We start from the raw sequence: 9,219 nt of genomic DNA, 5'->3' as shown, positions 1-9,219 counted from the left end.
CCCCCGGAAAAGCCGCGGTCCGCCACGCCGGACCGCGCGTCTATGTCCGCTCCGCCCGCAGCCGGCGGCCGGAGCGTCCCGTCCGCCGCCGCGCCCTGCGTACCGGCGGCGGCTTCCCCCGCACCAACATCCGGCGCGGGGAAGTGAAACTGCTCCTGGATCACCGCTTTGCTCGATCCCCTGCCGATCTGTTGCCGCACGACCTGCGGGATCAGCACCAGGCTGTTCAGCACGCTGCGGATGCTGCTTTCCACAAATCCGTTCAGCTCCGGCTCCTTGCTGAAGCGCACCTCCAGCTTCGCCGGATGCACGTTCACGTCCACCAGCGACGGATGCATGTCCAGCATCAGCACGACCAGCGGATAGCGGTTGATCGGCAGCAGCGTATGGTAGGCCCGCAGAATCGCCTGATGCAGCCCCTGATTGCGGATGTAGCGGCCATTGACGATCGTGGACATCCCGCCGCGGTTCGAACGCGCCAAATCGGGACGGCCGATGTATCCCGTGATCCGGTAATCCAGATCCTCGGCTTCGATCGGCACCATCCCTTTCGACGTGTTCACCCCGTAGATCGCGGCGATCACCTGCAGCAGGTCCCCGCCGCCCGGGCTCTGCAGCAGCGTATTGCCGTTATGCCGCAGCGTAAAAGCGATGTTCGGGTGAGCCAGCGCCTGCCGGTACAAACCATCCGAAATATGTCCAAGCTCCGTCTGGATCGTTTTCATATATTTCAGCCTTGCCGGAGTATTGTAAAATAATTCCCGGACCGTAATATCCGTGCCTTGCGGCGCGGCGGTCTCCCCGTTTTCCTTCAGCGTTCCGCCTTCGATCACGATCTGCCGGCCAAGCCCGGTGTCGTCACTGGAGGACACCAGCTTCACCTTGGCGACGGCGGCGATACTCGGCAGGGCCTCGCCGCGGAATCCGAGGCTGCGGATTTGAAACAGATCGCGGCCCGACGTGATTTTGCTCGTTGCGTGCCGGTAAAACGCCGTCTCGCAGTCCTCCGGCGCGATGCCGGAGCCGTTGTCCGTCACCCGGATCAGCTCTAGCCCGCCTTCTTCCACCGTAACCTCGATGTTGGTCGCCCCGGCATCGACGGCGTTTTCGACCAGTTCCTTGACGACCGACGCCGGCCGCTCCACCACCTCGCCCGCCGCGATCTGGTTGGCGATATGCTCGTCCAATACTACGATTTTTGCCACTCGTTTTCCCTCCCGCCTTACCGTTTACGTACACTTGTACATTTCATTTCTTGGTTACATGTCTTTAGCCTTCATCTTGAGATCATTTACGAGCTGCATCGCCTGCAGCGGCGTCATATTCATCAAATCGGCATTTTTAAGCATGTTAATGATCTGCCGGGTCCCGGGGTCCTCGGCGGCCGGCTTCGCTTTCTTGGGCGGCTTTTCGTCACCGAAGATGGACAGCTGCACGACTTCCTCAGCATCCACAAGCTCGTCCTTCAAGGATGTCCGCGCTGCCGCCGCCTCTTGCGCGGCCGATGCATACTTGCCGGCGGACGTAGACGGGTCCATGGTCCCGGTGCCATAAGATGACGCCGCTTCGCGATTCAGCGCGGCGCCGGCGTGCTGCGCATCCGCCGTCAGTCCGGGGCCATCCGTACCGGCGGCTTCCCCGCTCGATCCTTGCGCAGCCGGAGACGCCCCATCTTCCGCATCCGTTTTCGCTCCCGCTCCGCTACCGGACACCGGTGCCTTTTGCTCCAGGTCCTGAAGCAGCCCGTAGGCTCGGCCGATGATTTCCTCCGGCAGCCCGGCCAAACGGGCGCAGTAAATGCCGTAGCTCGTATCCGCCGCCCCCTGGATCAGCTTGCGCAGGAAATGGACTTTGTCTCCGCTCTCCTGCACGGCCATGCTGTAATTGCGCAAGGAGCCGAGGCTGTGCTCCAGATGGGCCAGCTCGTGGAAATGCGTGGACACCAGCGCCTTGCAGCCGATTTTGTTATGCACGTATTCGATCACCGCCTGGGCGATGGCCATCCCTTCGCTGGTGGACGTTCCCCGGCCCAATTCATCGATGATGATCAAACTGCGCGGCGTCGCTTTTTCGGTCATAATCTGGATGTCGGCCATTTCGACCATAAAGGTGCTCTGGCCGCCGATCAGATCGTCCGCCGCCCCGATCCGCGTGAAAATGCGGTCGACCAGCGGAATCTCCGCTTTGGCCGCAGGCACGAAGCTGCCGATTTGCGCCAAAATCGAAATCAGCGCGACCTGGCGCATGTACGTGCTTTTCCCGGCCATGTTCGGCCCGGTGATCAAGAGGATGCTTGCTTCCTCCTTGCGCAAGGCGGTGCCGTTGGCGATGAACGCCGTATCCGTCATGACGGATTCCACCACCGGATGGCGGCCTTGCTCCACGATCAGGTCATACCCGTCGGTCAGCGCCGGCTTCACGAAGCGGTTCTCCGCCGCGACCGCCGCCAGCGAGCGCAGTACGTCGATTTCCGCGATCCGTTCGGCCAACTGCTGGAGCCGGGGGATTTCCGCGGCGATTTTCTCCCGCAGCTCGCTGAACAGCGCATACTCCAAATCGACCATTTTTTCCTCGGCCTCCAGGATCAGCGCTTCTTTCTCCTTCAGCTCGGGGGTCACAAACCGTTCGGCGTTGGCCAGTGTTTGCTTCCGTTCGTATCGGCCTTCCGGGAGCGCGGACAGGTTCGCCCGTGTAACCTCGATATAATAGCCGAACACTTTGTTGTAACCGATCTTCAGCGACTTGATCCCGGTCGCCTGCCGTTCGGCGGCCTCAAGCTCGGCGATCCAGCGTTTGCCGTTCACGCCGGCTTCCCTGAGCTCGTCCAACCGCGCATGATAGCCGGCCTTAATGATCCCGCCTTCCCGCACCGATACCGGCGGATCGTCGGCGATCGCCGCATCGATCAAGTCGGCCAGATCCGCGCATTCGTCCATCGTCCCCGCGAGCCGCCGCAGCGTGGACGAATCCGCGCTCATGCACAGCTCCTTGATCGCCGGCACCTGACGCAGCGAGGTTTTCAGCGCGACCATGTCCCGCCCGTTGGCGCTGCCAAACGCCACCTTGCCGACGAGCCGCTCCAAGTCGTAAATGTTTAGCAGCGAACCGCGCAAATCCTCGCGCAAAATAAACCCGCCGTGCAGATGCTCAACCGCTTCGAGCCGTTCTTCGATGCGCGCGCGCTGCAGCAATGGCTTATCGATCCAGCGCCGCAGCAGACGCGAACCCATCGACGTTTCCGTCCGGTCGAGCAGCCACAGCAGGGAGCCTTTTTTGGAGCGTTCCCGGACCGTTTCCACCAGCTCGAGATTGCGGCGGGTAAACGGATCGAGAATCATAAATTGCTCGGGCTCATACGTGGAAATCTTCGTCAATTGCCCCAGCGAACGCTTTTGCGTTTCGCTTAAGTATCCGACCAGCAGGGCGATGTTTTCCCGGCGTTCGAGCTCCAGGCGGATCCATTCCGCTTCGCCGAACTGCATCCGGCCGGCTTCCTCCTTGGCCCTGGTCCACGGGGTATACACGACCGGCTTGCTGAGCGGGGCCGCTTGCTCCTTAATCCATTCGAGCAGCGCGGTATCCCCGATGATTTCCGCCGGATCGTACAGCCCCAATTCGTCGCGCAGCCATTCCTTGCTCGCCGGAGACGAGGTGGCGTACAGGGCGCCCGTCGACAGGTCGCAGGCGGACAAGGCCATCAGCCCCTGACGTTCGGTTACGCAAACTATGTAATTGTTAACTTTATCGCTAACCGTTTTTCCTTCCATAATCGTGCCCGGGGTGATCACCCGCACGATTTCGCGTCTGACAACCCCCTTGGCCTGAGCGGGATCTTCGGTCTGCTCGCAAATCGCCACCTTATATCCTTTTTCGATCAGCCGTTGGATGTAGCTTTCCGCCGAATGGTAAGGAACGCCGCACATCGGTATTTTTTCGTCGGCTCCCCCATCCCGGCCGGTCAGCGTAATTTCCAGCTCCTTGGCCGCCAAAATCGCATCGTCAAAAAACATTTCGTAAAAGTCACCCAGCCGGAAAAACAGAAACGCGTCCTGCGCCTCCGCCTTAACCCGCAAATATTGTTCGATCATCGGCGTGTATGTAGCCATGATTCCCCTCCAGATTTGCCTCTATTTTCATGCATTCGTAGAATTCTATTATACCAGAGAAAGACGGGCAGGGGTTACGAACGAATTTGCAAATTCCACAAAGGCCGGATGTCGGCGCTTTCGTCCCAGGTACGCCCGGACAGTGCCGCTTCCAGCAGCGGAGCGATATAACTTTCGTAGCGGGGGTAAGCGGCGGCGGCTTGGATGTCTTGGATCAGCAGCGGCAAAACGGTCCGCAGCTCCTGCTGCCGGCCGGCGTAAAACGCGGTGAACACATCCGTTTTCTCCAGCGGCCTGCGATTGAGCTGTCCGGCGTTTTCGACGATGAGGCGGGCCAGAGCGACGGCCCCTTTGGCCACCAGCGGGGAAATCAAAAAGCTCGGCAGCGTCCGGTACTCGAAACCGCCATAATCCTTGCGGCGGACATCGCCGAGAAAACCGTAGCGCGGGCGGCGGCGATGGCTTCGTCCGTCCTCCAGCACCGCGAGCGGCAGCGCCAAATAGTTGTCAAAGGCCCGCAGCAGCTCGCTCGTGAGCGGAACGCCGCTGAAGTGAAGATGTCCGCCAAGCGGAAACCCTCGCTGCGGCATGGCCCCGGCCTGCCAGACAAGCTCCCGGTCATCGATCGCTTCGCCCGCCGCGCGAAAGGCGCGCATCAAGTGAACGATCGTCTCGCGCGGATCATGCCCCGGCTTCGGACGCAGCTCGGCGAGCGGAAACATGCGGCGCCCACGGTAACGCAGCACGTCGCAGCCGGCGGCGCCATGGAGGCCAAGGTAGCGCGAAGCCGGGATCACTTTGCCGGTGGCGCGATTCACCAGCAAAAATTCGGGGTCCATCCCGATCAGCGGCTCCTGCGGGGCTTCGCCGGCTTGCTCCAGCTCTTCCAGCGTTTCGCGGATCGCCCGGGCGTACAGGCCGGTCTGCCGCGGGTCGGGCACCTCCGGGGCGAGGGAGAGGGCTTCCACCGTAAACCGGCCTTCTTCTCCGGCCGAGATCACGACCTCTCCCATATCCAGTCCCAGCGCGTACAAAGCCCGGACCGCCGTGGACTCCAGCCGTCTCCACAACGGAGAGCCGGGATCCAGCCGGTTCGCGGGGAACTGCAGCGCATGTCCGGTCCGGCCCAGCAGCCGGGCCTCCAGGGCGCGCAAGTGAAAGACATCTACCGCGTACCGCCGTTTAAACCGGCGCGGCGGCAGCTCCATACCGGAGGCCGAATATACCGGGTGCAGCGCTTCGGAGACGCTGATTCCGGCTGCCGCCAAGCGGCGGCGCGCATCCTCCGGCGACCGGCCCGGCGTTCCAGTGAAGGAACGATTGATGACGATCTCCTGCACCCCGCCGCCCCAATACGCCTCCTCCGGTCCGTAATGAATCCAGGCGCCGCGGCGATCCACACCGGCTTTCCGGTTGCCCCGAAGCCCTTCCGTACGCTCCGTGCCCAGCGGGTGAATCACTTGATAACGAGCGCTGGTCCGCTCCAAAGCATGCTTCAGACGTACTTTGGCTTCTTCCGAAGCGACGCGGATTTTAAGCACGATATTCTTTTCCTTGTTCAAGGTCCGCATCTCCCGTCTCATTCGGCTTTTCGAAAAATTTCCCACAAAAAGAGGGCGGCCGCCCTCTTCGACGACGCCCCTGCTGCATATGCTACATTGTAGCCCGAACACCTGGTGGTCAACATCCGGTTGGATAAGGCAAAAATTACAGCTCGTCGTCGAGGAGATCGGGATCCAAATCTTCGTAGTCCTCCAGCTCGGAGCCGAAATCATAATCCTTGTCTTCAGCGCCGCCCGGCACGACAAGGACGTTCAGCTTCGTTTCGGCGATCAGCTCTACCGCAAATTCGCGCTCCACCCGGATCAGCACGCGGCCGTCTCCCGTCACGTTGGCCTCCACGGTGCTTGGTTCCTGCGTGGCTTCCGCGGAAACCTCGACCGTCGAGGCGCGGTGTCTCGCATCCAGGTAGTTCAGCGGCACATTTTCCACGTAAGATACGGTTTCCTTGGCAACTTCGGTCTGTGAATTTTTATCGTAGGAATACCAGATGTTGATATCGTAAGTACCAATAACTTCAATTCCGTCTCCCGCCGCGACCGCCTCGTACTGGTGATTGATGATCCAGGCCCCCAGAATGCTGGACGGTTTGTGCGGTGGAGTCACGGTATGTGTTACGGTAGAGAACTTACGACCTTTTCCGCAGATCGCTTTCGTAATGACCTCTCTACTTTGATATTTCAATGACATGTTAGTACCTCCTCCATACATCTTTCAATAAAGTGTATGCAGGACATAGGCGAATGTTGAATATGCAGAGATAAATAAAAAATATTATTGCCGCTTTTATTAGGGCAGTATATGTAAATGCCGCTAGTTTTAAGGAAGAAAGAAGCCTGGGAAATTAGCGCCCCAACAACGTTTTTTTGCGGCCGGCCGCTTCCAAGGGTACCGGCGCCTTGCTTTTTTTCGAAACTTCGAGATATAAAGATAGCTCGCGGCACAGCTGTAATATCGCCGAACGGATTTCAAATTCCTCGCGGGTCGATGGCAGCTCCATCGTTTTGAACTGCTGCTCCAGCTCGGCCAGCATCTGTTCGGTAATGCCGGTATATTCCTCTTGAGCTACGTCTATGCTCAGGCGGTCGAACAACAAGGCGGCGATTTCCCCTTGCGGCATCCGCTGGTACACTTGCGATATCAGCTCCATCATGCCTTCGATCCGGTCGAGCTGCTGTTTGCGCATATAGAAATAGACCGTCCAAGCCTCGTTCGGATAAATCATCTGATTTTCCACAGCGCGCTTCGCGGCGGACAAGCCTTCCTCCACAAGCTTCGCCGCTTCCGTCAGCTCTTTGCCGTCCCATAGATGATACGGGTCGCGCAGCGAGGCGGCGATTTGCTGAAAAATGACGGAAAACCGTCCATCCACCTGCCGCCGGATTTCCAGGAGCTTCTCCTCCGTTTTCGGCATGTACAGGAAATTGACCAGCAGCGCCGAGCCAAGCCCGATGATCAACAGTTCCACCTGGGTCAGCATGACGTGCCAAGAAATCTCCTCCCCGCCAAACACCCGGAACACGACGACCGAGCTGGTCACGATCCCTTCTTTAAAGCGGGCTTTCGTAATCAGCGGGAAGGCGATCAAAATGTAAATCGCCAGCGCCCAAATATGGAATCCCAGCACGTGAAAAAGAACAGCGGCCAAGATCAGTCCCAGAATCGAGGCGAAAAAGCGCGCCGAGATCGTCACCAGGCTGCGTTTGCGGGTCACGTCCACCCCGAGAATGGCCAGCAGGCCAGCGGACAGAGCCCCGTTCACCCCGGTAAATTCCGCGATCAAAATCGCGAGCAGCGTTGCAATTGCCGTTTTTACAATGCGCATGAAGACCACCCTTATGTATGGATTTGCCGCTTATTGTCGATTGTATGAAAATATCCTACTTGATTTCGCGCCGGCTTACAATCCCGCAAAAACGAAAAAGGAGCGTTACCGCTCCCGAACCAGCTTCCGTTCGATATAAACGACCACTTGATACATCGCTGTGGCGACAACCGCAATAATGACCAGGCTGGATATGACCAAGGTAAAGTTGAACACCTGAAACCCGTAGACGATCAAATAACCGAGCCCGATTTTGGCGACGAGGAATTCGCCGACGATGACGCCGACCCAGGCCATGCCGACATTCACCTTCAACGTCGAGACGATGGCCGGAAATGACGCCGGCAAAATCGCCTTCATAAATACATCGCGCCGCTGGCCTCCGAACGTGCGGATCACTTTGACGAGGTTGGTGTCAACTTCGTTAAAGCTGTTGTACACGACCAGCGTGGTCACGATCACGGTGATCGACAGCGTTGTCACAACGATCGCGGTGAAACCCGCCCCAAACATCACGATAAAGATCGGCCCTAACGCCACCTTCGGCATGCTGTTGAACACGACCATGTACGGATCAAGCACCTTGGACAGAAAAGGCGACCACCAGATCAGCACGGCGAGCAGCGTCCCCAGCAGCGTGCCCAGCAAAAATCCGACCGCCGTCTCGCCAACCGTCATCGCCAGATGCGGCCAAAGCTCGCCGCTCGCCGCATCCTGGAAAATTTGCTTCGCCACCTTCGACGGATAGCTGAAAATAAGCACATCAATCCACTTCATCCGGCCGGCAAGCTCCCACCATCCGATAAACAGCAGCAAAAGGAAGATTTGGACCGCCAGCACCAGATGGTTCCTTTTGCGTTTTTGCTTGCGGTGCTGGTTCCATTTCTCCCTAAGCAAACGTTCTTGATCCGGCAAACGCGTTGCATCCGCCTGCATCAATGGCCATCCCTCCTTTTTCCGCTGTTTCGAGATCCCGCCAAATTTCCTGAAACAATTCGTTGAATCCCGCTTCTTCCCGCGCATAAAACGGTTGGGCCTCACGGATATTGTCCGGGACGGTATACGTGCTCCGGATTCTGCCCGGCTTTGGGGCCAGCACGATGACCCGGTCGCTGACAGCGATCGCTTCGGACAAATCATGCGTGACGAGTACGCCTGTTTTTTTCCGCTGCTTCAGCGTGCCGGCGACGAGGTCCTCCAGCTGCAGCTTCGTTTGGTAATCAAGCGCCGAAAACGGCTCGTCGAGCAGGAGTACTTCCGGATCGGTGGCCAGCGTCCGCACGAGCGCCACCCGTTGGCGCATGCCCCCCGACAATTGGCCGGGGTACAGGCCCGCCGTATCGCCAAGTCCCATCTCGGCCAGCAAATCCCGCGTCATTTGCTCCGTTTCCTGCGTCAAGCGTCCGGTGAGCTCAAGACCGATCACGGCGTTGCTGAAAATGGTCCGCCACGGGAACAAATAATCCTGCTGCAGCATATAGCCTACCTTCGGGGTCGGTTTGGTTACCGGCTTGCCGTGCAGCAGCACCTCCCCCCGGGAAGGGGCCAGCAGCCCGGCCATTACGGAGAGCAGCGTGGTCTTTCCGCATCCGCTGGGACCGACCAGGCTGATGAATTCACCGGATTCCACGGTCAAATTCATCCTTTGCAAGGCTAGCACGGCTTCCCGATCGGTCACGTATACCAGATCCATATTCTTCAGTTCCAAGACAGGCAACAAAGCGCTCA

7 protein-coding genes are annotated in these 9,219 nt (G+C 58.9%); all 7 read right to left on the bottom strand.

The window, feature by feature from the left end:
* Nucleotides 1-1,205, bottom strand: a 1,205-nt coding sequence (mutL, locus tag ACLD72_RS31935) for a DNA mismatch repair endonuclease MutL (RefSeq protein WP_458476514.1), incomplete at its 3' end; no start/stop codon positions are given.
* Between the two features lie 54 nt (nt 1,206-1,259).
* Nucleotides 1,260-4,106 (bottom strand): DNA mismatch repair protein MutS, encoded by a 2,847-nt coding sequence (gene mutS, locus ACLD72_RS31930; protein ID WP_411003531.1) that lies wholly within the window; start codon nt 4,104-4,106, stop codon nt 1,260-1,262.
* A gap of 74 nt (nt 4,107-4,180) precedes the next feature.
* A complete protein-coding gene (locus ACLD72_RS31925; RefSeq protein WP_458476513.1) occupies nt 4,181-5,668 on the bottom strand; it encodes a putative amidoligase domain-containing protein in 1,488 nt (495 codons plus the stop codon).
* Between the two features lie 145 nt (nt 5,669-5,813).
* The gene (cotE, locus tag ACLD72_RS31920) at nt 5,814-6,356 is read right to left on the bottom strand and encodes an outer spore coat protein CotE (protein WP_251595151.1); all 543 of its coding nucleotides are present in this window, start codon (nt 6,354-6,356) and stop codon (nt 5,814-5,816) included.
* 154 nt (nt 6,357-6,510) lie between these two features.
* Nucleotides 6,511-7,491, bottom strand: coding sequence for an aromatic acid exporter family protein (locus ACLD72_RS31915; RefSeq protein ID WP_411003529.1), 981 nt, complete (start codon nt 7,489-7,491; stop codon nt 6,511-6,513).
* A 105-nt stretch (nt 7,492-7,596) separates the two neighbouring features.
* Nucleotides 7,597-8,427 carry an ABC transporter permease gene (locus ACLD72_RS31910; RefSeq protein ID WP_411003536.1) on the bottom strand — a complete coding sequence of 277 codons (831 nt, stop codon included), beginning with the start codon at nt 8,425-8,427 and terminating at the stop codon, nt 7,597-7,599.
* Nucleotides 8,381-9,211 (bottom strand): ABC transporter ATP-binding protein, encoded by an 831-nt coding sequence (locus ACLD72_RS31905; RefSeq protein WP_411003528.1) that lies wholly within the window; start codon nt 9,209-9,211, stop codon nt 8,381-8,383. Before ACLD72_RS31905 ends, ACLD72_RS31910 begins: the two co-directional genes overlap by 47 nt.
* Nucleotides 9,212-9,219 lie beyond the last annotated feature (8 nt).

Source organism: Paenibacillus lacisediminis (assembly GCF_046567315.2).
The sequence above is the reverse complement of the archived record's forward strand: the minus strand, read 5'-3'. Positions and strand labels throughout refer to the sequence as shown.